Annotated in this window: 26 protein-coding genes; 13 read left to right on the top strand and 13 right to left on the bottom strand. The window is 65.5% G+C overall.

Annotation, left to right across the window (positions count from 1 at the left end; translation table 11 throughout):
• Positions 1-738 precede the first annotated feature (738 nt).
• On the bottom strand, positions 739-1,224 hold the full coding sequence (locus ACP4XC_RS09205; protein WP_427174617.1) for an Hsp20/alpha crystallin family protein: 486 nt from the start codon (positions 1,222-1,224) through the stop codon (positions 739-741).
• A 225-nt stretch (positions 1,225-1,449) separates the two neighbouring features.
• Between ACP4XC_RS09205 and ACP4XC_RS09210 the strand changes: the two genes are divergently transcribed.
• Positions 1,450-1,776, top strand: a complete 327-nt coding sequence (locus ACP4XC_RS09210) for a hypothetical protein (RefSeq protein ID WP_427174619.1) — start codon at positions 1,450-1,452, stop codon at positions 1,774-1,776.
• Positions 1,773-2,051 (top strand): hypothetical protein, encoded by a 279-nt coding sequence (locus ACP4XC_RS09215; RefSeq protein WP_427174620.1) that lies wholly within the window; start codon positions 1,773-1,775, stop codon positions 2,049-2,051. The genes ACP4XC_RS09210 and ACP4XC_RS09215 overlap by 4 nt, the downstream gene beginning before the upstream one ends.
• A gap of 43 nt (positions 2,052-2,094) precedes the next feature.
• Here ACP4XC_RS09215 and ACP4XC_RS09220 read toward each other — a convergent pair whose 3' ends face one another.
• A complete protein-coding gene (locus ACP4XC_RS09220; RefSeq protein ID WP_427174621.1) occupies positions 2,095-2,298 on the bottom strand; it encodes an ANTAR domain-containing protein in 204 nt (67 codons plus the stop codon).
• Between the two features lie 1,124 nt (positions 2,299-3,422).
• Here ACP4XC_RS09220 and ACP4XC_RS09225 point away from each other — a divergent pair.
• A complete protein-coding gene (locus ACP4XC_RS09225) occupies positions 3,423-4,079 on the top strand; it encodes a DUF1345 domain-containing protein (RefSeq protein ID WP_427174622.1) in 657 nt (218 codons plus the stop codon).
• Positions 4,080-4,533: 454 nt separating this feature from the next.
• Here the strand turns inward: ACP4XC_RS09225 and ACP4XC_RS09230 are convergent, their stop codons facing one another.
• Entirely contained in the window at positions 4,534-5,181 is a 648-nt protein-coding gene (locus ACP4XC_RS09230; protein ID WP_427174623.1) for a DedA family protein, read from the bottom strand.
• A 273-nt stretch (positions 5,182-5,454) separates the two neighbouring features.
• On the opposite strand from ACP4XC_RS09230, the gene ACP4XC_RS09235 reads away from it, so the two are divergent.
• A complete protein-coding gene (locus ACP4XC_RS09235; protein ID WP_427174624.1) occupies positions 5,455-6,366 on the top strand; it encodes an undecaprenyl-diphosphate phosphatase in 912 nt (303 codons plus the stop codon).
• A gap of 441 nt (positions 6,367-6,807) precedes the next feature.
• Here ACP4XC_RS09235 and ACP4XC_RS09240 read toward each other — a convergent pair whose 3' ends face one another.
• The 7 genes from ACP4XC_RS09240 to ACP4XC_RS09270 form a co-directional block, all read right to left on the bottom strand.
• Positions 6,808-7,119, bottom strand: coding sequence for a hypothetical protein (locus ACP4XC_RS09240; protein WP_427174626.1), 312 nt, complete (start codon positions 7,117-7,119; stop codon positions 6,808-6,810).
• 180 nt (positions 7,120-7,299) lie between these two features.
• A complete protein-coding gene (locus tag ACP4XC_RS09245; protein WP_427174627.1) occupies positions 7,300-7,632 on the bottom strand; it encodes a hypothetical protein in 333 nt (110 codons plus the stop codon).
• 48 nt (positions 7,633-7,680) lie between these two features.
• Complete coding sequence (locus ACP4XC_RS09250; protein WP_427174628.1) at positions 7,681-7,932, bottom strand: hypothetical protein; 252 nt, start codon at positions 7,930-7,932, stop codon at positions 7,681-7,683.
• A 60-nt stretch (positions 7,933-7,992) separates the two neighbouring features.
• Entirely contained in the window at positions 7,993-8,490 is a 498-nt protein-coding gene (locus ACP4XC_RS09255; protein ID WP_427174629.1) for a hypothetical protein, read from the bottom strand.
• A 16-nt stretch (positions 8,491-8,506) separates the two neighbouring features.
• Positions 8,507-8,995, bottom strand: a complete 489-nt coding sequence (locus ACP4XC_RS09260) for a hypothetical protein (RefSeq protein WP_427174631.1) — start codon at positions 8,993-8,995, stop codon at positions 8,507-8,509.
• A 39-nt stretch (positions 8,996-9,034) separates the two neighbouring features.
• Positions 9,035-9,358, bottom strand: coding sequence for a hypothetical protein (locus ACP4XC_RS09265; protein WP_427174633.1), 324 nt, complete (start codon positions 9,356-9,358; stop codon positions 9,035-9,037).
• Positions 9,355-9,861: a hypothetical protein gene (locus ACP4XC_RS09270; protein WP_427174634.1), complete on the bottom strand. Its 507-nt coding sequence runs from the start codon at positions 9,859-9,861 to the stop codon at positions 9,355-9,357. Before ACP4XC_RS09270 ends, ACP4XC_RS09265 begins: the two co-directional genes overlap by 4 nt.
• A gap of 114 nt (positions 9,862-9,975) precedes the next feature.
• On the opposite strand from ACP4XC_RS09270, the gene ACP4XC_RS09275 reads away from it, so the two are divergent.
• From ACP4XC_RS09275 to ACP4XC_RS09285, 3 genes are all read left to right on the top strand, one after another.
• Entirely contained in the window at positions 9,976-10,752 is a 777-nt protein-coding gene (locus tag ACP4XC_RS09275) for an IS30 family transposase (protein ID WP_427174635.1), read from the top strand.
• Positions 10,753-11,431: 679 nt separating this feature from the next.
• Entirely contained in the window at positions 11,432-12,448 is a 1,017-nt protein-coding gene (locus ACP4XC_RS09280) for an MFS transporter (protein ID WP_427174637.1), read from the top strand.
• Positions 12,449-12,452: 4 nt separating this feature from the next.
• Complete coding sequence (locus tag ACP4XC_RS09285) at positions 12,453-12,812, top strand: ArsR/SmtB family transcription factor (protein ID WP_427174638.1); 360 nt, start codon at positions 12,453-12,455, stop codon at positions 12,810-12,812.
• Between the two features lie 33 nt (positions 12,813-12,845).
• Here ACP4XC_RS09285 and chrA read toward each other — a convergent pair whose 3' ends face one another.
• From chrA to ACP4XC_RS09300, 3 genes are read right to left on the bottom strand one after another with little or no spacing between them, the layout of a single operon-like run.
• Entirely contained in the window at positions 12,846-14,078 is a 1,233-nt protein-coding gene (chrA, locus tag ACP4XC_RS09290) for a chromate efflux transporter (protein WP_427174640.1), read from the bottom strand.
• Positions 14,075-15,106 (bottom strand): YncE family protein, encoded by a 1,032-nt coding sequence (locus ACP4XC_RS09295; protein WP_427174641.1) that lies wholly within the window; start codon positions 15,104-15,106, stop codon positions 14,075-14,077. The genes chrA and ACP4XC_RS09295 overlap by 4 nt, the downstream gene beginning before the upstream one ends.
• A gap of 17 nt (positions 15,107-15,123) precedes the next feature.
• The gene (locus ACP4XC_RS09300; protein ID WP_427174642.1) at positions 15,124-15,456 is read right to left on the bottom strand and encodes a hypothetical protein; all 333 of its coding nucleotides are present in this window, start codon (positions 15,454-15,456) and stop codon (positions 15,124-15,126) included.
• A gap of 88 nt (positions 15,457-15,544) precedes the next feature.
• Between ACP4XC_RS09300 and ACP4XC_RS09305 the strand changes: the two genes are divergently transcribed.
• The 6 genes from ACP4XC_RS09305 to ACP4XC_RS09330 all read left to right on the top strand — a co-directional run bounded on the left by ACP4XC_RS09305 (position 15,545) and on the right by ACP4XC_RS09330 (position 20,504).
• The gene (locus tag ACP4XC_RS09305; RefSeq protein ID WP_427174643.1) at positions 15,545-16,057 is read left to right on the top strand and encodes a Chromate resistance protein ChrB; all 513 of its coding nucleotides are present in this window, start codon (positions 15,545-15,547) and stop codon (positions 16,055-16,057) included.
• Positions 16,054-16,485, top strand: a complete 432-nt coding sequence (locus tag ACP4XC_RS09310) for a chromate resistance protein ChrB domain-containing protein (protein ID WP_427174644.1) — start codon at positions 16,054-16,056, stop codon at positions 16,483-16,485. The genes ACP4XC_RS09305 and ACP4XC_RS09310 overlap by 4 nt, the downstream gene beginning before the upstream one ends.
• Before the next feature lie 155 nt (positions 16,486-16,640).
• Entirely contained in the window at positions 16,641-17,828 is a 1,188-nt protein-coding gene (locus tag ACP4XC_RS09315) for an IS30 family transposase (protein WP_427175067.1), read from the top strand.
• Positions 17,829-18,099: 271 nt separating this feature from the next.
• Complete coding sequence (locus tag ACP4XC_RS09320) at positions 18,100-18,585, top strand: hypothetical protein (protein WP_427174645.1); 486 nt, start codon at positions 18,100-18,102, stop codon at positions 18,583-18,585.
• 303 nt (positions 18,586-18,888) lie between these two features.
• Positions 18,889-19,383 (top strand): GAF and ANTAR domain-containing protein, encoded by a 495-nt coding sequence (locus ACP4XC_RS09325; protein WP_427175068.1) that lies wholly within the window; start codon positions 18,889-18,891, stop codon positions 19,381-19,383.
• Positions 19,384-19,544: 161 nt separating this feature from the next.
• Positions 19,545-20,504 carry a hypothetical protein gene (locus tag ACP4XC_RS09330; protein WP_427174646.1) on the top strand — a complete coding sequence of 320 codons (960 nt, stop codon included), beginning with the start codon at positions 19,545-19,547 and terminating at the stop codon, positions 20,502-20,504.
• Positions 20,505-20,559 lie beyond the last annotated feature (55 nt).

The raw sequence follows: 20,559 nt of genomic DNA on the forward strand, positions 1-20,559 counted from the left end.
ATGCAAGACATTCCACCGCCCCGGGCCATCTGCCGATAGAGACCAACGGCCCGCACACGCCACGACCGGCAACCTCTCAGGCTGCCGCAGTGATGGTCTGCCCGTCGCGAACAGGAAAACGGAGGGAGAAGATCAGCATCGCGGCAGCTGCACCGCCAAGGCAGCGCCCGTAACGACGGAGTAAATTCCGGCGGTTCGACGCGCCGGGGGTATCGAACTACGTGCCCGCGACGAAAAAGAGCTCGTCCCCTGCCGGATAGAACAGGTCCGCGGCCTCCCTACCCTGGCCTATCCGATGCGGCGGGACCAGGTGTTGAAGGCCAAACCGGCGGCATTCGGGTCCGGATGACTACGTGTCAGGGCCGGCCCGGATCCCGCCGCCGGGTTAATGCGGGCCTGCCCGATCGGTGTCTTGTGCCGGCGTCCTTCAGGTGACGGTCGAGTTTCTCTTCGGTTTCCCGGCGCCTTTGGCCAACAATCCGAAGCTGCTCGGTGATCGGAATCCCGTAGCCATCAGCGCCCCGGCCGGGCACGATCTTCCGGGGCCGCGGATTGGCGGGAAATTCCAGGCGCGGTTCAACAGTTTCGCCCATACAGGCATGATCCCACAGGGTCACGGGGTGAAAAGAGACGATCCTGCACAACGGCAATCTCCGCCGCATGGACCCCGAACGGCCGGAAACACCGCTTCCCGGGGCAGTCCGCGACCCCGTGCCGCGAGGTGTCAAGCGCTCGGAGTTAGCCGCGGGTGATGGGGAGCTTGGTCCTCTTGGATTCGGTCAGGGCGCTCTGGGGCAGGGGTGCGCGGACTTCCAGAACCCCGTCCTTGTAGCTGGCCTTGATGTCTTCCTCTTTCACGTCCTGGGGCAGCGGCAGGGAGCGGAAGAAGGAACCGTAGCGGAATTCGGACCGGTAGCTGTCCTTGCCCTTCTCCTCCTTCTCTTCCTTGCGTTCGGCGCGGATCTGGAGTGCCCCATCAACCACGGAGACATCGACGTCCTTCTCCGGATCCAGTCCGGGCGCTTCGGCCCGGACAACAAGCGTGTCGCCGTCAACAAGCTCCTCGACACGGATCGGCATCGGCTGGTCCTGGTGCTGGAAGACCCGGTCCATGGCATCCATCAGTTCAGATGGTGTCCGGCGCAGCAGGTCAAAGGGGTTGGTGCGGAATGTGTCCAGCCAACGGTTGGTCTGGAAAGGGGACCACTTGAGCAAATCCGACATGACGGTACCTTTCGTGGAGCACGGAACGGGAGCCCGGTACGGGCGGATGACTCCAGTAGACGCCCGTCCGCCGCGGCCCGGCAGGGGCGAAAGTCCCTTTGCCCCCGGGGGAGCCCGGCGGAGGGAAGCAGCCACGACGGGAATGTGACGGCGCCCATACAGGAGTCCGTATTCTGGAAGTGGTCAGGCAGCCGGCCGCTCGTGATTCGTAGAGAGATAGTGTCTATGACGAGCAAACTCGATGTCACCGTCGCCGTGGACATGGATTCCGGCACCATCACCGCCCCCGACGGGAAGCTCACCCTCCGTAACGTCCACGGACTCCTCCCGGTCGCACACCGGGCAACGTCCCTCGAACCGGACTCCAGCCTCACTGTGGACCCGAGCGCACTGGCTGCCGCCGACCCGGCCGCCGTCCAAGTGCTCAGGTCCGGGTGCCCGCAGAACACCCGGTTCCTCGGCCCGGGCGTCCCCGACACGGCACAGCCAAGGTCCGGCAGGCACCGGCTTCCAGGGATCCGGCGCGCCGCCGCGCAGAGGGCGGCGGCATGACCGTCTACCGTAGGGAGGTGCACGAGTCCCCGGTTCCACGGGTCTTCGTCCGCTTCCGCCGCTGGCCCCTCGTGCCCTCGGCCGAGCTGTACCGGCTCCAGACCATTCTCAGCCAGTGCGTGGAACTCGCAGGCTCCGATTCCGCCAATGAACTGCTCACACTCGTCACAGATGAACTGGAGCGCCGCACTGCGGAAACGAATCTGCCCCACCGGTCCGTCCGGGCCGTGCATTCAGGCACGCACGGGTCCCGTCGCCGGCCCGGCCACGCCTAAGGACGCCCCGGTCCCGGCCAAGGGAATCCATGGCTACATGCCCTCACTCATCGAAATGGGCGCGGACCTCGGTGGCGTTGGATGCCTCGCGGAGTATCCTGAACGCCTCCTCCGGCGAACACTGGTTTTGCGCCATGACCGCACCCGCGGCCAGACCAATCACCGTCCGTGATTCCCGTGCGGCCGAAAGGTCCTCCCGTGCGTCCTGGAGCCTGGCGATCCTCATGGCGAGCCGCAGCGATGTCAAGACCTGCCCGACGAAGGCCTCTAACCTGGCAAGATCATCGGGCCCGAAAGCCGACGGCAGCGGGGGAATAGAAAGTCAACGCGCCGAGGGCACTGTCTTCCAGGAGCACCCGGACAACGAGAACGCAACGGAATCCGCGGGCGCTCCTGCCTGTGCGTAGAGCGGCCACCGCTCCCCGCGTTCCAGATCCTGAAGATATGAAGATATACCGTGGCGGCCTCACCCACCGCGGCAATGCGGGGCCCTTCCCCGGCTCTGCTCTGGATTTCATCCATGTCCAGCGCCTCATGGGTGCCCGCTGCGGTCGCCTCAGCCTTCCTCCGGACTCATCGGTCCGCCCATCTCACTAGCCGTTCGTGACACCGGCTCACCGCGGGGGTCCCAGTCTTATCAAAGGGCTCAGAGGCCCGGGAACAAGTGTGAGATGTCCCTGCGGCGGGCTCGCACCACAAAGAGAATGACCCTAGCGCAACGCAGGGCGGGCCGAGACACTCCGGGGAGTTGCAAACTCACACACCTCGCCGCTGATCAATAGGGGCCGCTCCGCAGCAGCGCAGTGTGAGGGACGAGTTCCGCAGAAACCATCGGCACCGGTGGCGGCCGGTCTTTTGCATAGGCCTCTGTCGGCCGAGGAAATCTCAGGAGTCCACCCGCACCGGGTTGTAACCCGTCGATGCAGCAGCTCCAAGTCGCAATCTGGAACCACTAATACAGAATTAGAATTATTTCATCCTGCCCCACGCGGCTCATCGAAGCCTTGTGGCCACGCGGCTGGCATCTTCGGTGATGGGTGGGCCCAGGCACGGGTCTTAAAGGCTATCGGCCTGCCGGGCCACCACGATTCAACAGGGGCCTTAGGTCCTTGGCTGTGTTGAACGGGCGTCTCTGGACACCTCCGAGGTGATTCTTATAAACCACCACAATCAGGGCCGCCGCTGCGAGGTAGCTTGTCAGGACCCCGGTAGCCGCGCGCCCTGGTTCCGGACCGGGCCCAGGAGCGGGCCGTTGGTGTGCTTCATCGTTCCCCGTCGCCCTCAGGGCGTGGCTAGCGGTAATTAGGAGACGGGTCCGGGACACACCGCATGGGACGCCTAGCGCCGCCCTCGAAATGTCATGATCGGTCAATGAGCATTTCTAAGTTCAAGTCCCCTGTCCATCGTTCCGGAGTGCGGCTGGCCGCCATGGCCGCTGTCGGACTGGTCGTCGCGCTTGCCGTTGGCAATTTCGGTGCCTGGGCCTATGCCCCGGCGCTGGGCTGGGCGGCCGCGTCGCTGACTTATCTGATCTGGGTGTGGTCCGTCATTGGTCGCCTGGATGCCGCGGGCACCGCCGCTCACGCCCGCGCGCGGGGAGAGGATCCGGGCCGGGTGGTCTCGGATCTGCTGGTGCTGGCAGCCACTTTCGGGAGTTTCGGCGGTGTCGCGTTGATCCTGCTGGAAGCAGGTTCGGCCCAAGGCGGTCTGAAAGCGGCCATCATTGCCCTGGCCCTGGGCAGCGTCACCTTGTCATGGCTTCTGGTGCAGACGCTCTTCACCCTCCGCTATGCCACCATCTATCACCGGGAAAGCGACGGCGTGGACTTCAACGAAAAGAAACCGCCCCGTTACCTGGACTTCGCCTACCTTTCCTTCACCATCGGCATGACCTTCCAGGTCTCGGACACGGACCTGACAACCGACGCCATCCGGTACACCGCCCTGCGTCAGGCGCTGCTCTCCTACGTCCTTGGCGCCATCGTCCTCGCCACCGTCATCAACCTCGTCTCGGGCCTCGTCCACTGAGGGAAAGACGGTTTCCGTGCTGCCCGGACAGTGGCGGCGCCAGCCCCGGGTTTTTTGCAGCTCAGCTACGGCCACATGGATCCGTGGCCGTTCGGAATCTCCCGGACTCCGGCTAGCGGCTCTTCGGAGATTTCTGATGTTCCGGCGGTTGAGCCTGAGAGGTGTGCGGCTCCCAGCCCAGCGCCCGGTGTGGTTCCGCCGCGGAGAAGGCCGCGGGCGTGGGTTCCGTGACGGTGCCAGGGGTCCCGTGATGGTGATCCTGGACCTGCCTGCCGTTGACGGCGCCGATTGGGGTTTTGTCGCCCCTACGGGCCGCTGCGCTGGGTGCGCCTGACAGGTGCAGGTCAATGCCGGACCGGTCCGTTGGGGGAGGATGAGAGTGGGTTCCCCTGCCCGCCACCCCGACGTGGGGCCGGCCGCCGGGATGCGCCCGGGGCGATAGGGCACCTCCGCTTCAGTCTGACGTCCCGGCCTGGTCACCGGTTCCGGGTCCGGTCGTCGGATTGCGCCGTTTGCGGCCGAGGCGTTGGAGAAGGTGATCGGTGGCGGCGCCGATCGTCAGGGACAGGGCGATGGCGACTGCCGCCGCGGGCAGGGGGTGATGATGTGCCCAGGTTCCGGCGATGACCCCGACTCCGATGCAGTACGCGGTCCAGGCGAGGCAGGAGCCCGCGTCCAGCCAGATGAATCGTGTGAGCGGGTAGGCGGTGGCGCCGGCGGTGAAATTCACGGCGGTGCGGCCTCCGGGAAGGTAGCGGCCGGCGAGAATCAGGGCCGCACCGCGTTTGTCCAGTTCGGCCCGTGCCCGGCGCAGGACCCGGTCCATTCCTGGCTGCTCCATCCACCGGTATTTGGTGGTGCCGATGCGCGCGCTGACCCGGTACGCGATGTTGTCTCCTGCAAGGGCGCCTCCGGCAGCGGCCGCGCCCAATATCCACAGGTTTGGCTCACCGGAGGCCTCCGACAGGGCCGCCAGCGCCACCAGCAGCGTTGCGTTGGGCAGGACCGGAAGGAAGCCATCAACGAGACAGAAGAGAAACAGGGCGGGGAAGATCCACCACGCGGCGGCGGCATGCACCAGAAAACCACTGAGATGATCCATCCGGTCCTCCTTCCCTTCCGGTCTTCCCGGGTGTGAAAACCGTGATCCTACACATTGTGGCCCTGCAAACCCGCTCACCCGCCGTTGCTGTGCGAACCCGACAAATTCCCGGCAAGGGATGGTGCCGGCGCAAACGCCGCCCGCACTGACCCGTCCCGGCACCCGCGGAGGTAAGTCACCCCCATGCCGGCAGGGCGAAGCACCCTCCGCAGAGGATGAGCGAAAGTCCACCGGGATTTTTCTGCCTGACACCGCCCCGGATAGGCTCGGACGATGATAAATATGATCCAGGCTGCGGTTCTTGGCTTCCTGCAGGGCCTGACCGAGCTTTTTCCCATTTCCAGCCTGGGCCACAGTGTCATCCTCCCGAAGCTCTTCGGCTGGAATCTGGATCAGAACGCGCCCTCGTTTCTGACCTTCCTCATTGCCACCCACCTGGCCACCGCCATCGTGCTGTTCATCTTCTTTCTCAAAGACTGGATCGAGATCTTCAAGGGCCTGGGCCGGTCCGTCCGGGACCGGAAGGTCAGCCCGTCGGACACGTACGCGCAACTTGGCTGGCTGCTCGTCACCGGGACGATCCCCGCCGGCATCCTCGGCCTGGTGCTGGAGAAGCCCATCCGCGCGCTGTTTGCATCCCCGCTGACTGCGGCCGCCTTCCTGATCGTGAACGGGCTCATCCTGTTCACGGCCGAACGCCTGCGGCGGCGCGCGCGGCCGCGCGTCGGAGCGCATTCGGCGACCGGCCCGGACCCGGGCGGTGCCGCCGTCGACGGTCCGGGCTCGGACGCCCGGATCGCGACGACGCTTTCCTGGAAAGAGGCGCTGGGCGTTGGTGCGGCGCAGGCCGCGGCCCTCGTGCCGGGTATTTCCCGGTCCGGATCGTCCATGGTCGGGGGCCTGCTGTCGGGGCTGAACAACGAAAACGCCGCACGGTTCAGTTTCCTGCTCGCCACTCCCGTCATCGGTGCGGCCGCTGTCCTTAAACTCCCCGAGTTGCTCAGCCCCGCGATGGCGGATGAGCGTGGCGCCTTCCTCGTCGGAGCGCTCTGCTCCGCGGTCGCGGCGTGGTTCGCGACAAAATTCCTGCTCAGGTTCTTTGAGACCAGGACACTAACGCCGTTCGCGATCTATTGCGTGGCCGCCGGCGCCGTCTACTTCACGGCGATGCTCATCACCGGCTAAAGGCCAGTGACAGGGGAGTGGCCGCGGATGACCGTGGTTTCAGGAGGCGCGCGACTGATCCGACCTGATCTTCTGACAGGCGCGTGCTGGTTGGTTGCGGACGGCGGCGCTAGGTGATCCGGCGTCGATGATCGTGCGGGGACCGGCGCCGGGGGCGATGTCACTAAGCCTCACGGCTGCCCTGCTGTGAACGGCAGCCGTGTCTTATCCGCGGGGGTTCGTCGCGTGACGGTGGCGACCTCGGCCTTTGGGCCGGCAGGTCCCGGACCCGTTTGGGGAGGAGGCTGATTGCCCGGGGGTGCGGGGGTGCGGGGGGCTGGACGTGGGGTCTGTGTACCGTCGATGTTGGGGTGACCGATGCAGTTGCCCTCGGACGCCGCTGGCCCTGCTGCAGGGTGCGCAGCGGGAAGAAGGACGACCGGACGCAGCTGGCGGCCTGCCTCAAGGGGCCTTGGCAGCCGCCGCTGTTTCCTGGAACCGGTCCTCACGGATCGCCTTGATGGGCGACTCGTATCCGAGGCGGGGGTTGACGGAAAGAGCCCAGGCCTGGGCGACCTTCTTTCCCTGGGCATTCTCAATCTCATGCAGGACATCATGGGCGAAACGGAGTCGCTGCTGGGCTGGCTGGGTCGGTTCAAGGCCGCCTCGGGCCCACTTGCGGATCTGGCCCGGGTCCTTGACGCCGGCAAGGGTGGCCACGAGCTTGGATGTAAGGACATCGCGAAGTTCCTGAACGACCTCGGAAGTTTCCATGAAGACAGACCGCGCCCGATGTCTTGGACCTCCTGGTGCAATCGACATATGCCTCGCCTTCCTTTCGAAGGCGCCAGGATACGCCGGAAAACCCGGTTCTTGCCAGATCCATGTCCGGAATATGCCCGTATTATGCCGAGCGCCGAAAGAGTGGCCCGGGCGGTGAAGGCGTGAGTGCAGTTACGCGGCGGCCAGGTGGGCGATCGGGTGCTGCTGCAGGTCTGTCAGGTGGGTGCGGACGAGCCCATCGACGGCATGGAACCGGGCGGTGCTGTGCTGCGTAATGCCGTCGCCGAGACGGTCAGGGATCCAGTCACGGACCAGGCTGTTGGCTTTGAGGGACCCCGTGACGGAACCGATGCGCTCCCCGTCAAGGTAGACCCCGGTGGTCACCAGCGACGCGGCGCCCTCGCCGGCCTTATGGTCCGGGCCGAGTTCGGCGGTGCGGGTGCGGAACCAGGCGGGCTTGTTCAGCTTGCCGGGGGCAACGGGTTTGAGTTTCAGCGCAGGCATGGGACCCATGTGTGCGGAGACCGGGGCTTTCCTCCCCGTGCTGTGGGTCTACAGCAGCATCCGGCCCCTGGCCCAGCCCCGCACGGCGGCCAGGTCCAGGTCGGTGGCTACCGGCCCGTCGCGGAAATACCGGGCGTACACCGCGTCGGGATCAAAGGAAGCAAAGGCCAGGTCGTCGATCACCTGTTCGTAGGCGTCCTGGATCCTGTCGTCACCAGGCGTGGAGCCGAGCTCCTCGGCCAGCGCCTGGATCAGATCCTCGCGGGTGTGGCGGATAACGTCATCGGGGTGTTGAGGCATCGCTGAACCTCCGGTCACGGGCACAGCGCAGATGCTGTGGCTACATAATAGCGATGCTGGCTACCAAGGCAAGGTCTCGGCTGAGGCGCCTGCATTGATGTGCTCGACGGGGTAGAAGTCGATGCGGTTCTTGTCCTCGCGGGCGTAGATCAGCATGTTGTCCGCGGCCGGCCCGGCGCCGATCAGGGATTCGATCTCGGCACGGGCCATCGCCAGGGTGGCATGGGTGATCCATTCGGTGTTGCGGTCACCGGGCCGGGCCCGGGTGAGGTAGTCGGGGGAGTCGTCGGCGCGCGGCGGACGGACTGGTTGGGGCGCTGCGGCATCAATGAGGACCCAGACCTCCCGGTCCTCATCCAGGATGATCGTCTCGTAGGCGCCGGTCATCAGCTCCCAGACAGCTGCGGTCGGGAATGCCTCCTCCGACCCGGGCTCGACCCAGGCGTTGGTGTCTTCCTTCTCAAAGATGGTCCGCAGTGAATAGGCGGGGCAGACCAGGGAACCGGGGGCGACGGCTTCGAGTCCGGCCTCGGAGCGGACAATACGGTATGGGTTCATGGCGTTCTTTCCGCTATCAGGGCAGCTGTGCTTTTGGGGTCCCCGCAGGGATGTCGAACAGGGGTTCAAACGTGCCTGTGGCAGGATTCAGCTCCTGGATCGCCATGTCTACGGCGGCACCTTTGGAGTTGTGCACCCGGTGGGAGACCGCTGCTTTGGCGTATCCCAGGGACGTGTGCGCCTTCGTCACCGGGCGGCGTGACGGGATGATGGATGTCCAGGAGGCTGGCTTCAGCGGCTCCGGCGCTTGGGCGGCGGCATCCCAGAGGACCCAGATCTCGGGAGCGTCCTCGGGGCAGTGGGTGGTCAGGATCGCCCACACCTCGTCGAGATCCGACTCCCGCGTGGATTCGAACGTGACGAAGATGTCGGCCTTGCCCTCGGATGGGTACCCGCCCCAGGCCTTCCGGTACGCGGAGGCCGGCCGGCGGGAAGGACAGACGATCGAATTAACGCGCAGGGCAGCTAGCTCGTCGGGGGAGGTGATGATGCGGAAGGGTTCCATGCACCTCATGTGTGAGGCACAGGTGCGAAAGCTTCCCGGTCAGGGCTTCCGGGCTCCGTGCTCCCGGATGGAGCGGTACTCCAACGCCGCCATGGCGATATTCCGGGAGGCGGCGGCAGTATCCGTGACGGGCCCGGACGCTACTTCGACGGCCTTCCAGGCCCGGCGCAAGCGGCAGGACCGCGCCTGCATGGTCGCTGCGAAGGCCCGGGCTTCATCGAGGAGTTCAGCGGTCTCCTCGGCGGCATCGTGGAGTCCGCGCTCCCGGAGGTTTCCCACCATTGAGGCCAGGGCATCGAGGCGTGGGAAGATCTCAGCGGGTGCGGTGATGTCGCCGATCAGGTCATAGGCGCGGGGACTCATTCTGTTCCGTTCCGTGACAGGTCTCCGACGGCCAGGCGGGCGGCGAGGTCATCGGCGTGGGCAAAGCCGTCGTTCATTTCGTTCTTGAGCAGCAGCTTCCACATTCCGGTGGGCCTGCCGACGGCGTTGAGCTCTTCAAAGAACACCGACCCGGCCAGTCGGATGGAGCTGAGACCGCGGTCGAAGAATCCGGTGAAATCGGGCTTCCGTCCAGTCCGCTCATACAGGTAGAGGACATCCTCGGGCGTGTCCATGACGGTGGCAATCCAGTGCCGCTGCAGGGGCACGAAGACGCCTTGCATCCGGGTGAGTCCGGCATCCGTAGTCATCGTGATGGTCCTTATCTGGCCGAGTTCCTGAACGGCTTCCGCGACAGAGTCTGGCCCCCAGTCGCAGGAAACGGTCCACTCGACGGCTTTCCAGACGGCGCGAAGGCGCTCAACGCGGTCCAGGACGGAATTCTTGAGTAGCTGCACATCGGTGCGGACTGCGCGGTTTCTCATCAACGTCGCAACTCCTGACTGAAAAGGGTGCTGTTTATGGGACGTTCGGCGCGTCGTTTGCGGAAAATGGGGCCTGCGGGCCTGGTTGATAAGCGGCCCGGCTATGTTCAGCTCATGAAAGACGGGCATTCGAACTTAGCGGCATGCAGGATTCTCGGGATCAGCCGGAATACAGGGAGCCGTTGGCTGAACGGTCGCAATGGCGTGCCCGGGTTGCGGCAGCAGGGTCTGGATCCGCGCCGTCGGCTTCCTGTCCCTGTTTCTAATGGATCCAGCCGCTATCTGTCCGAAGATGAGCGGGTTTTTATCGCGGACCGCTTGTTGGCACGGTCAAGCCTTCGGTCCATTGCCCGGGAGCTGGGGCGGTCCCCGTCAACGATCAGCCGGGAGTTGGCCCGCAACCGCCCGGACGCGAGACGCTATCACCCGTTTCGGGCTCAGAAGATGGCCCAGGGCAGACGCCCAAGAACCCGGCTCTCCAAGTTGGCCGGCGACGAAGAGCTACGCGAGTTCGTCGTCGAACGCCTGGCATGGCGGTGGAGTCCGCAACAGGTCTGCCAAGCTTTGAGGAAGCGGTTTCCGGGGGAGTCCCACCGGCATCTGGCTCACGAAACGATCTATCGTGCGCTCTACAAACTGAACATCCAGCCTGTTCCGTCGGGCTCCGCCCGGCTGTTGCGTTCCGGAAAGTTCAATAGGCGGCCGCGGTCGCGTACCAAGGTCAAGCCGCCCAACTACATGAGCGGTGCCCTCAAGATCGGCGATCGGCCGGCCCATATTGCCACCCGGGAGGAAGGGGGTCATTGGGAGGGGGACCTCGTGCGCCACGAGGCGCTGTTTTACCGAGCGGAGGTGGAAGACCTTCGCCGTTGTGCTGTCGCAGCAGCATGACGAAGCTGGGGGCAGCCTGAACCGGGAAACGCCGGTGAGGGTGGCAAGCAGCCCCGACAACGCCGGGACGGGCCAGTGCTACCGGATGGTCCGGGTCCGGCAAGCAAGGCGGGAAGGTGTACGCGAGGAACCAGTGCTAAAAGCTTCTCAAGTCTCCCGCCAGCTCAAATCCGGTGGATATGGGCTGGTCTGCGATGCGCACCAATACCCGCTGGGTGTTGGAAACTCCGCTGTTGGTTAAGGTCGTTGGCAGTGGAGGCCACGGTGAAGGCCTGCGGCGTAGCCGTGGCGATATCGCAGGGGCATAGCTGGGCACCTAACCCGCCAATCGGTTGACAGTGAACGTGGGAACCACCGTGCGGCTCCCGGCTTCGGCGTCTCGGCCAGAGACGGCAAGGTCCGGGTTGAAGCGTTGTCCGTCGACGGCGGCACGGTGGGGCGGAGGGGTCGTAGTAGTCCGAGCGGGGGAAAGCCCCGCACATGGCGAAGGGCCCCAGCGGATATGACGCAGTAGCTACTGCAGGAACGGAGGCACTGGTGAATACCGGTGAACTGATATGGCCTTCCGCTGAGGGAGCGGCCGTGCGGGTACGTGCGATGCAGACGAAACTGCACCACTGGGCGGTCAAAGATTCCGACCGCCTTTTTGACGATGTGTTTAACCTCGTCTGCGACCCGGATGCCGAGGAAGGCGGTGCTGGTCGGGGCGGACCTGATCCGCGCGGGTATCGCACTGATGCTGCCGATGGTGGATCAGGCGTGGCAGATCTACGTCCTGGTGTTCGTGCTGCAGAGCGCGTCGGCTACCTTCACCCCGGCGTTCCAGTCCCTGATCCCGGTGATCCTCCCTGACGAGCGCCAGTACACCCGGGGCCTTTCGCTCTCGCGTCTGGCCTACGACCTGGAGTCACTGGTCAGCCCGGCCCTGGCCGCGGCTCTCCTGACTGTTTTGTCCTTCCACGATCTGTTCCTCGGGACCGTGGCCGGGTTCCTGTTCTCCGCGGCCCTGGTGGTCACGACCAGGCTGCCGCGGGCCGCTGCCGTGAAGCAGGACGGGACGCTCTGGCATAGAACCACCCTGGGCACACGGATTTTCGCGAAAACCAGGGAGCTGCGGGCCCTGATGGCTCTGAATCTTGCCGTGGCGGCCGCCACAGCCCTGGTGCTGGTGAACACGGTCGTCTATGCGCGGGACATGTTCGGCGGTTCCAATGCCGACGTCGCGATCGCGCTGGCCTGTTTCGGTGCCGGGTCGATGCTCGTCGCGCTGACCGCGCCCAGGATCCTGGACCGGGTGCCGGACCGGGTCCTCATGCGTGCCGGTGCCGTGCTGCTTTCGTTCGGGCTGGCCGGGGCATTCGCCCTGCTGGCCGTGCCGGGGACCTGGCCGGTGCTGCTGGGTCTGTGGGTGGTGCTCGGCGCCGGAACCTCGATGATTAACACCCCCTCGGCCAGGCTGCTGCGCCGGGCGGCAACGGACGGCACCCGGTCCTACATCTTCACCGCCCAGTTCTCCCTCTCCCATGCCTGCTTCATCATCACCTACCCCGTTGCCGGCTGGATCGGCGCCGCCGCCGGCCAGCCCGTGGCAGCCGCCGTTCTGGCCATCATGGCCACGATCAGTACAGTTGCGGCGTTCCGGTTCTGGCCTGCGGCATCCAGGACCAGTCTCGTACCGGAGACCGTGAAAGGCTGAGCCTGTGGAAAACGCTCAACGCATACCGTGGCCCAGTCTTCACCACCCCGACGCGCCGGACTCCCGCAGGCTGGACGCGGCCACGGCCACGTTCCGGATGCTCTCGGACCCCACGCGGCTGCACCTGCTCTGGCTCCTGGCCCAGGAGCCCTCCGACGTCGGCACCCTGGTGGAGCACACCGGGGCATCCCGCACCTCGGTCAGCCAGCACCTGGCCAAACTGCGCTTCAGCGGCATGGTCACCACGCAAAAGCACAGCCGCCACGTCATCTACAGCCTCACGGACGGGCACCTCACCCGGCTCGTCATGGAAGGCCTGAACCACGCGGACCACAAAGTCACCGGCGAACCCTCCCACGACTGACCGACCCTGGTCCCGGCGCTGCCCGAAACCTTCTCAGTGCAGGAGGATGCCGAGGATTCCGGCGGCGATGACGATGTAGGGTTCGTTGATTTTGAAGCGCCACAACAGTCCCAGGGACACTATTGCGATGGCTGTGGTGGTCCAGTCGGTGACGGCTTCGCGGGTCAGGACGACCACGGCGCCGCAGAGGGCGCCGGCGGCCGCGGCGGTGGCCCCGGCGACGAAGGCCTTGACCTGTTTGTTGTCCCGGTGGCGGATGAACCACCGGCCCGGGATGACCACGGCGAGGTAGATCGGGGTGAAGATCGCCACCGTGGCGGTGAGGGCGCCGGGGAATCCGGCGATGAGGTAGCCGATGAAGCCGGCGGTGATGACGACCGGGCCGGGGGTGATCAGGCCCATCGCGACGGCGTCCAGGAATTGGCCCTGGGTGAGCCAGTGGTGCTGGGCCACGACGCCGTCGCGCAGCAGCGGAACGATGGCCAGGCCCGAACCGAACACCAGGGCGCCGGTCTGGAGGAAGAACAGTCCCAGGGCCAGCAGGGTTCCGCCCGCCGCGGCCGGACCGAGGAGGGCCGGCAGGAGAAGCGCCGGGGACAAGGAATGCAGGACGCCTCCACCGGCGTTCGGGGGTGGTTTGGGTTTGCGCCCCCGGGGCCGGCGCAGGGTGGGCGGGGCGTCGAGGATGAGCATCATGATCCCGGCGGCGAGGATCATGGGCACCGGTTCGGATCCGGTCAGCGCGGTGACGGCGAAGACCGCGGCGCTGATGGCCCAGAGCCGCAGATCATGCCGGTCGGTGAGTTTGAGGAGTTTGTAGCCGGCGATGGTGATGATGGCCATGACCGCCGGGGCGATTCCGTAGAACAGGGACTGGACCAGGGGCAGGCCGGAGAACCGGATGTAGAGGGCGCCGACCGCCACGACGATGATGAAGGCGGGGCCGATGAACGCGGCCGCGACTGCCAGGGCGCCCCAGGGGCCGCGGTTCAGGTAGCCGACCCACATGGCGACCTGGGCGGCGAGGGGCCCGGGCATGGTCTGGCCCAGGGCGACGCCGTCGAGGAAATCCTTTCTCCCGATCCAGCGCCGCTTCTCGACCAGGTCCCGCTGCATGTAGCCCACGGTGGCGATCGGGCCGCCAAACCCTGTCGTTCCCAGATGCAGGAAGTACAGCACGATGCGGCGGAACGGCACGGCCGCTATGGCCGGTTCCGGGGCATCGTCCCCGGGGCCGTCACGGGCGGGTCCGCCGCCGGAGGTCATGGCCTGGGCTCCATGATGCGCAGCACGGGGTGTCCGTCGATGTTTTCCAGCGGGAAGTAGACCCGGTGGGTGCCCTGGTCCACGGCGACGGTGTGGGCGTTGTGGGCAAGTTTGCCGGACGCCTTGGGCACCAGGGTGCGGTTTTGTTCGTCGAAGACGCTCACGACCCCGGACTCCGAGGCGAGGTAGAGCCGGTGCAGGCCCGTATCGAAGGCCAGCACGTCCGGGCCCTCGCCGGTGTCGAACCGTGCGGTGACCTGCTTGGTGTCCAGGTCCAGGACCAGGAGCTTCGCGTTGCCCTCGCAGGCGATGAACGCGAGCTTGTTTGCCCCGTCGAGGTAGAGGCCGTGGTTGCTGGCGCAGTCCGGGACCGGGATCCTGCCGGTGACCGTGTCGGTCGCCGGGTCGATGGTGACCAGTTCGTTGCGGTCCTGGACATTGACCATCACGGTTCCGCTGGCGGGGTCGTAGACGCTGTTGCCGGCCTCCCCGCCGATCTCGATCGGGGCTTTGGCCGTGTTCGTGGCGAGGTCGATCACCGTTTCGGCGTGGTCGTGTTCGTTCGAGACGTAGGCCTTGCCGTGGACGGGGTCGTAGGCGATCCCGTCAGGGGTGTTCCCGGCCGGGACCCGGGCGGTCACCGTCAGGGTGCTGGTGTCGATGATCGCCACCTGGTTCGTTCCCGAGACCGCGGCCAGGAGGAGATGCCGGTCGGGCGCGAGGGTGACCCCGTGCACCGAGGGTGTTCCCGGCACGGTCCCGGCCACCGTGCCCTTGGCCAGATCCACCGCATGCACGGTGCCGTCGCCGAGGTGGGCGATGTAAAGCCGCTTCCCTGCCTCGTCGAGGGCCTGGTAGTCGAGCCTGCTCGCCGCCCCGGGCAGGGCGATGTCCTGGACCCGGGTCAGCGGCAGCGAGGACGCCGGGGCCGGACTTGAGCAGCCGGTCACGGACCCCGGCAGGAGGGCCAGCAGCCCTGCGGCGATCAGCGCGGCCTTCGCCGGCCTGCGCGGCGGGGTGGATTCCATAGCTGTCTCCGTTCCGTTCAGAGGATGATGACATTGGCGATGAAGGCGACCAGCCCGCCCGCCAACGCCGGGAGGGCCCGGCGCGGGAGCTCCCGGTCGACGGAGGCGACGACGGCCGGCGGCAGGGCCCCGGCGATCAGGCACACCGCGTCCCCCACGCTGACGGCAGGCATGAAGTCCTCGTTCAGGAACAGCGCGTTGGCCAGGACCCGCCAGGCGATGACGGCCACCAGCGTGCCCGCCGCGGCGGCGGCAAGATCCGCCGTCGGCCAGCGGGCAAACCGGCAGGCAAGGACCACCGCGGCCGCGGCGATGATCGCGGAGATCACAATGAGCACGAGCGAAATCATGTCTTCTCCTGAAACCTCGAAAGCCGCGTGCGCCGCACGTGGGGCCTGAACCACACCAATTCAAGGTAACCACGGTTACAATACAAATGTGAAGAGTGAAGCGCTGATACCCGGGGGCTGGGTCCTATTGACCTACCGGATGCCCCGCGTCCCGTCCGGGCCGAGGGTCGCGGTCTGGCGGCGGCTGCAGGCCCTGGGCGCCGCCCAGCTCGGAGACGGGCTCGTCGCCCTCCCGGCCGATGCCCGCACCAGGGAGCACCTGGACTGGATCGCGGACCAGGTCCGGCAGGCCGGCGGCACCGCCGGCCTCTGGCTGAGCCGGCCCGCCTCCCTGGGGCAGGAGCGGGAGCTCGCCGCGGGAATGGCCGCGGACCGGGCCCGGGAATACCAGGACATCACCGCCGCCGCCCACGCCGCAGCGGCACTCGATGCGCCGGAACGCGCCAGGGCCGTGAAGCGGCTCCGGGCCGAGCTGCGCCGGATCGGCCGGCGCGACTACTTCCCGCCCCTCGAACGCGACGCCGCCCACGCCGCCGTCACCGCCCTCGCCACCGCCGAGCTTCCCGCCCGCACCACAAGCGCGTCGGCGGGACAGCCATGAACTGGGCCACCCGCACCGGCGTCCACGTTGACCGGGCCGCGTGCGCATGGCTGATCCGCAGGAACATCGACCACGCCTGCGAATTCATCTTCGTGGCAGACCCCGCCGAGGTCCCCGACGATGCCGTGCCCTTCGACATGCCCGGGGTGGAGCTGACCCACCACGGCCACGACTGCACCTTCGAAACCATGCTGCGACGCTACGAAATCCAGGATCCCGTGCTGTGGAAACTCGCCGAAATCATCCACGAAGCCGACATCGACGACGAACGCTTCGACGCCCCCGCCGCCCCCGGCCTGGACATCATCATCCGCGGACTATCCATGACCCTGAACGACGACCAGACCCTGGCCGTGTGCGGACCCATCATGGACGGACTCTACGACTACCTCAAACGATCCCTCATCCTCGGCCGCGAACCCGCCTGACGAGCCTCACCGTCACCATAAGACCCCACACGACTAAGAGGCGATGGGGCCACATATACACGGGTGGATTCTAACCATCGTTGCAACACCTGATATTTTCAGGAGTTGTTTTGGCCAAGGATGGAAAGTTGGGGCTGAAGCCGGGTCCCTCCGGAATGACCGCGGAGCGGGCCAGTTATGTTCGGCTCATGAAGCAAGGGTTCAGTAACACAGAGATCTGCCGGACGCTGGGTATCAACCGGAGGACCGGCACCCGCTGGCGCTACGGTCGTGCCGTGAAGGACCCGATGACCGGTCGGATCTATCAGTATCCGGCCGTGTCGCTGGTCAGGGAACCGGCAGAGGCGGTTTCTGCGCGTTATCTGTCGGAGGACGAACGGATCACGATCGCGGACCGTTACCGCGCCGGGCATAGTCTTCGCTCTATCGCTGAAGAGCTGGGAAGGTCGCCGTCGACCATCAGCCGGGAAGTCCGGCGGAACCGGCACCAGAGCGGCATTTACCGCCCACACCACGCGCAGAAGCTAGCTCGCACCCGCCGTCAACGCCCCCGGCAGGGCAAGATCGCCCGGACTCCCGAATTGCGGGAATTCATCCAGAACCACCTGAACAAGTGGTGGAGTCCGGGCCTGATCTGCCGTCGTCTCAAAGCTCTGTTCCCGGACCGGCCCGAGCTGCACCTGGTGCACGAGACGATCTACCAGGCCCTCTATATCGAGGGCAGGGGCGGTCTTCGGCGGGAGCTGGTCCAGTGCTTGCGCACGCGCCGAAGCCGTCGTCGGCCCAACCGAGCCGTGCCACGGCGGGCCATTCGTTTCCCCGGGGACGTGCTGATGATCAATGACCGGCCGTTCGACCCTGCAGACCGCGCCACGACAGGCCATTGGGAGGGCGACCTCATCATGGGAACCCAGAACCGATCCGCAATCGCCACACTGGTCGAACGCAGCACCCGCTACCTGATGCTCATCCACCTACCCGGAAACCAGCGGGCCCGCGACCTCCGCGACGGCCTAATCCAAGCGTTCGGACAACTGCCGGCATCGATGGCACGATCACTGACCTGGGACCAGGGCACCGAGATGAGCCTTCACGCAGACTTCACCGCCGCTACCGGTGTTCCCGTCTACTTCTGCGAACCCCGATCACCTTGGCAGCGCGGCACCAACGAGAACACAAACGGCCTGCTCAGGCAGTACTTCCCCAAGAGGACCAATTTGGCACTTCACCCACCTGCGAAGCTCGCGTCAGTGGCTGCTGCGCTCAATGACAGACCCCGCGCGATACTCGGGGACGACACCCCGGCAGAACGCTTTGCTAGGCTCCTAAACACCCACACGTAACCGATAAGTGTTGCACCGATGGTTAGAATCCACCACGTCACGCCTGGGCCAGAAATAGCAGACAAGCCATGCTGCTAGGGTCAAAAAACTGACTGTTGCGACGATGGTGCGAAACCGCCCAGCTTTGAGCTGTGCGGAGGGCTCCACCTGGCCCCCAGTGGGCACAACCCGTGGCAGGGGCGCTGGCTTCGGCTGCGCTTCATCGAAAGAATTCGGGGCCAATGACGTGTCCTACCTATCGCTGATAGCCTTTCCTATATGGGAGGTTGATATGACGATCACCATCAGCCCAGAGGCTGCCTTGGTCAACGCCCGGCGAGCCCGGGCACGCCGTGAACTGGGCGGCCTGGACTATATCAGGGCCGTTCGTGCCGCCGTTGAGGCCGGAGTGGCGCAGCGCGAGATTGCCCGGGCCCTGGGAATCGCCCAGCCATCCGTCAGCCAGCTACTGACCCAGGCGGACGCCAGGGGAGTGAAGCCGATCCCGGAAGGTTTCAGCGGAGCCAGCCCCTACGAAATCGCGGAGCGCTACGCGGCCGGAGACATCGACCGGGAAACCATGATCCGCGAACTGTCCGCGTGGCCGTACGTGAGGAATGAAGGGCAGGCCGCAGCGCAGGAAGAATGGGACTCCACGCCGTACCCGGACACTCCCGGATCGTTTGCGGAAGTCGGCCAGGCCTCCGATGAAGGACTCATTGACGGCGACGCCTACGACCAGATTCCGGATGCCTCTGACGAGTTTCCCGAAGCCTGATGACTACGGTGTAAGGCGAAAGAACCGGGGTGAGTCGATGAATATCGACGTGTCAAAAATGGATGGTTCCTCAGTGACGCCCGAAAAAAGCGGGAGCGTCAGCGGAGAGGTGGCCACCCGGCTTGGGGACCTGGCCAGGGAGTTGCAGCACGAACATGACCTCGACACCGTCCTTTCCGGGATAGTCGAGGCCGCGGTCCAGCTGATCCCCGGGGCGGCCGATGCGTCCATCAGCATGGTCACCGGGCGGAAGAAAGCCAATCCACAGATCGTTGGGGAGACCTTTCCCGCAGGGTTGACGCCCTGCAGAGTTCCTCCGGGCAGGGCCCGTGCCTGGATGCGGCGTACCATGACCGGATTGTGCGGGTGCCGGACCTGTGCACCGAGTCCCGTTGGCCGGCGTTCTGCCGTGGCGCGGTTGAGCTGGGGGCGCGCAGCATGCTCTCGATCCAGTTGTTCGTCGAGGGGGACCGGCTGGGTGCGTTGAACCTGTACGGGGGCCGGCCGGACGCCTTCGACCTTGAGTCCGAGCAGATTGGGCTGCTCGTCGCCGCCCACGCGGCCGTGGCTTTCGCTGACTCCCAGAAGATCAGCCAGCTCAACGAGGCCCTGATCACCCGGCAAATCATCGGTCAGGCGGAAGGCATCCTGATGGAGCGCTACAAAATCACCGCCCAGCAGGCCTTTCTGGTCCTCACCAAGGCCAGCTCCAGCTCCAACTCCAAACTGCGTAAGGTCGCACAAGATCTGACCAGCAGCGGAGAAATCACCACCGCAAAACATCCGCGTCGGAACTAACGACGGTCATCTCCAGGGGAAATCGCAGGACCTGCCCGATGATGCCCGCCGGCCCTTCGCAGGCTCTCGAGCCGGATGGATGCATACTGTCGACGGCATGAGTACGTCCGACACGTCGCAAGAGCGGTCGGGTTGGTCGAGGGCGTCTTAGCATCTGAAGTATGTCAAATGCCCCACGCTCGGAACTGCTGACTACCCGCGACGTCCTGCTGATGAGGCAAATCGTCGTCGGTATTGCACCCACGGCGGAGGAATTGACGCACCTGTCAGTCGGCCCGGCACCAGGCAAGGGTTCTGTGGCCCTTCAGTTTCTGGAGGACGCGGTAAACCAGCCGACTTCGAGAGGCAGCTCGCATGTCCGCCACGCTCATCTCGCGATCGGTCTCCACACTTTGGCTGCATTGGACCACATGCGGGCATTCGTACCGCTGCTCAAAACAAGACGTCACATCATGCCGCTGGCTACTTTGACCCGTGGCTCAGTTGAAGCATTCGGCAAAGCCAATTACCTTCTCGGCGCCGAATCTGCCGGGGATCTCATCCGGCGGCATGTGGGCCTGGCAACCCTCGAGCTGGGCAATTCGGTGAAACATAGTGAGTTCGCCTACCACGACGGGACGAAGGTGGACGGCAAAGGCCACCTTGAGGGGATCAAGGAATTGGTGGTTCAGTTGGGGATCGGCAAGCCGGACCAAGTAAGCGTGACAGGGCTGGCATCGGATTTGCTGAGCGAAAGCTCTCCGGGCGCACCCGGCCGGGCATTCTACTCACAGCTCTCCGGGGTAGCTCATGGAGAGACTTCCGGGGTGGCAATGTTCATCGAGTCGGACCTCAACGAAGGACTCCGGGTTGTTCAAAGGCGGGATGTCCTTCTCCCCTACGCGGGCATGCTCTTCGCCACGTGCAGGCTCGTCCTGAACAAGATGATCGACCATTTCGGAGTCGAGAACGAGGACCGAAATCGCTGGCGTGGTGTTACGGAGCGAGCCGAGCCAATGGATAGTGGAGCTGAGCGACTCGGACCCAAACCTGTAGCAGCCCGAACGCGAACCGGCCCCGATGCCGGTCCGCTTGCGGACACGGGGCGGTCCTATTTTCCGGCACCTTTCTGTGATTCGTAGCGATTAGTGGCGGGCTTTTCGCTGCGCCGATCACTCAACGCACCTAGCAGCCCGC

This window comes from Arthrobacter sp. 92, assembly GCF_050260325.1.
Classification (GTDB): Bacteria; Actinomycetota; Actinomycetes; order Actinomycetales; family Micrococcaceae; genus Arthrobacter.

Coding starts and splice junctions, on each gene's coding strand:
- ACP4XC_RS09205 (WP_427174617.1), bottom strand. CDS start 1,224: ATGTCGGATTTGCTCAAGTGGTCCCCTTTCCAGACCAACCGTTGGCTG.
- ACP4XC_RS09210 (WP_427174619.1), top strand. CDS start 1,450: ATGACGAGCAAACTCGATGTCACCGTCGCCGTGGACATGGATTCCGGC.
- ACP4XC_RS09215 (WP_427174620.1), top strand. CDS start 1,773: ATGACCGTCTACCGTAGGGAGGTGCACGAGTCCCCGGTTCCACGGGTC.
- ACP4XC_RS09225 (WP_427174622.1), top strand. CDS start 3,423: ATGAGCATTTCTAAGTTCAAGTCCCCTGTCCATCGTTCCGGAGTGCGG.
- ACP4XC_RS09230 (WP_427174623.1), bottom strand. CDS start 5,181: ATGGATCATCTCAGTGGTTTTCTGGTGCATGCCGCCGCCGCGTGGTGG.
- ACP4XC_RS09235 (WP_427174624.1), top strand. CDS start 5,455: ATGATAAATATGATCCAGGCTGCGGTTCTTGGCTTCCTGCAGGGCCTG.
- ACP4XC_RS09240 (WP_427174626.1), bottom strand. CDS start 7,119: ATGGAAACTTCCGAGGTCGTTCAGGAACTTCGCGATGTCCTTACATCC.
- ACP4XC_RS09245 (WP_427174627.1), bottom strand. CDS start 7,632: ATGCCTGCGCTGAAACTCAAACCCGTTGCCCCCGGCAAGCTGAACAAG.
- ACP4XC_RS09250 (WP_427174628.1), bottom strand. CDS start 7,932: ATGCCTCAACACCCCGATGACGTTATCCGCCACACCCGCGAGGATCTG.
- ACP4XC_RS09255 (WP_427174629.1), bottom strand. CDS start 8,490: ATGAACCCATACCGTATTGTCCGCTCCGAGGCCGGACTCGAAGCCGTC.
- ACP4XC_RS09260 (WP_427174631.1), bottom strand. CDS start 8,995: ATGGAACCCTTCCGCATCATCACCTCCCCCGACGAGCTAGCTGCCCTG.
- ACP4XC_RS09265 (WP_427174633.1), bottom strand. CDS start 9,358: ATGAGTCCCCGCGCCTATGACCTGATCGGCGACATCACCGCACCCGCT.
- ACP4XC_RS09270 (WP_427174634.1), bottom strand. CDS start 9,861: ATGAGAAACCGCGCAGTCCGCACCGATGTGCAGCTACTCAAGAATTCC.
- ACP4XC_RS09275 (WP_427174635.1), top strand. CDS start 9,976: ATGAAAGACGGGCATTCGAACTTAGCGGCATGCAGGATTCTCGGGATC.
- ACP4XC_RS09280 (WP_427174637.1), top strand. CDS start 11,432: ATGCCGAGGAAGGCGGTGCTGGTCGGGGCGGACCTGATCCGCGCGGGT.
- chrA (WP_427174640.1), bottom strand. CDS start 14,078: ATGACCTCCGGCGGCGGACCCGCCCGTGACGGCCCCGGGGACGATGCC.
- ACP4XC_RS09295 (WP_427174641.1), bottom strand. CDS start 15,106: ATGGAATCCACCCCGCCGCGCAGGCCGGCGAAGGCCGCGCTGATCGCC.
- ACP4XC_RS09300 (WP_427174642.1), bottom strand. CDS start 15,456: ATGATTTCGCTCGTGCTCATTGTGATCTCCGCGATCATCGCCGCGGCC.
- ACP4XC_RS09310 (WP_427174644.1), top strand. CDS start 16,054: ATGAACTGGGCCACCCGCACCGGCGTCCACGTTGACCGGGCCGCGTGC.
- ACP4XC_RS09315 (WP_427175067.1), top strand. CDS start 16,641: ATGACCGCGGAGCGGGCCAGTTATGTTCGGCTCATGAAGCAAGGGTTC.
- ACP4XC_RS09320 (WP_427174645.1), top strand. CDS start 18,100: ATGACGATCACCATCAGCCCAGAGGCTGCCTTGGTCAACGCCCGGCGA.
- ACP4XC_RS09330 (WP_427174646.1), top strand. CDS start 19,545: ATGTCAAATGCCCCACGCTCGGAACTGCTGACTACCCGCGACGTCCTG.